This window comes from Vibrio sp. 10N.222.46.A1 (assembly GCF_041473595.1).
Classification (GTDB): Bacteria; Pseudomonadota; Gammaproteobacteria; order Enterobacterales; family Vibrionaceae; genus Vibrio; species Vibrio tasmaniensis_A.
Map to the genome: position 1 here is coordinate 1 of NZ_JBFRSN010000980.1, position 1,081 is coordinate 1,081.

At 42.1% G+C, this 1,081-nt stretch carries 1 pseudogene; it reads right to left on the reverse strand.

The annotated features are described in order from the left end of the window. A pseudogene (locus tag AB4496_RS22785) lies at positions 1 to 1,081 on the reverse strand (ATPase); the annotation flags it as partial.

The window sequence follows — 1,081 nt, forward strand, 5'->3', positions numbered from 1 at the left end:
TCGCTCTGTTGTTCAGAGATAAGCGCATCAATGTCAAAATCATCGGTTGCTGATGTGTCGGTATTAGAAATCGAATCACTTTGCTCTTCTGAGATTAAAGCATCAATATCGAAGCTATCATCATCTTCATCATCAAGCGCAAATAGATCATCTAATAGAGATTGGTCTAGTTCGTTAGAGCCTAGATCTTCAGTCTCAGAATCCTGTGATAGTAGCGATTCAATATCTTCATTCGACATTGAGTTATCATCTGAAAGATCAAAATCGGCCTCATCAGAACCGAGTTCGCTTTCTGATGTTTTATCGAGTGCACGCTCCATCTCTTCAAGACCAAGCGCCTTGTCATCGCCATTGACACTAATGCCGTTGCTGCTGTCTAACTCCAGATCATCGAAGTTAGTGTCTAAGTCACCATTTTCGCCAATACTCGCAAATGGGTCATCATCGTCATCATCGAGATTAAAATCGAGATCAGAATCATCTAAACCTGCAAATACATCTTCTTCAGGCGATGCTTGGTCATCAAATAACTTATCAGCATCATCTTCATTGCCAAATTGTTCATCGTCTAAAGACAATTCATTATCAAAGTCGTCCATCTCGTCGCCTAAAGCGATAGGCGCGACGCTACTTGCATCTGATTGAATTGGTTGGTCTTGTGTCGGCTGCTGCTCATCATTTTTAGAACTGCGCCCCAACAAAATCACTATGATAAGACCAAGTAGAAGGCCTGGAATAACCGCAAGAGCAGTAACTAACCAGCCATTTGATAACAATTGATCCATGGCACTTGGAGCCATTTTTGCAATCTCAGCGTTCTTTCTACGCTCTTCATCAAGCAGCTTTTCCACTTCGCTACGAATGCGGTCTTCATCACTAAGTTCTGTTTTTAGCTCATCCACTTCCAATTGAACATTCGACAACATCAGACGAAGTTGATGGTTTTTCTCTTCAAGTGACAATAGCTCAGTTTCTGAAAGCTCTAGCTGTTTCTCTAACTTATTCACCTCTCGGGTTGGAGCCGATTGAGCTTGAGATGATTGAGTTGGAGACAATGGCTTTTTAGCGGCTTCAGTAGTGC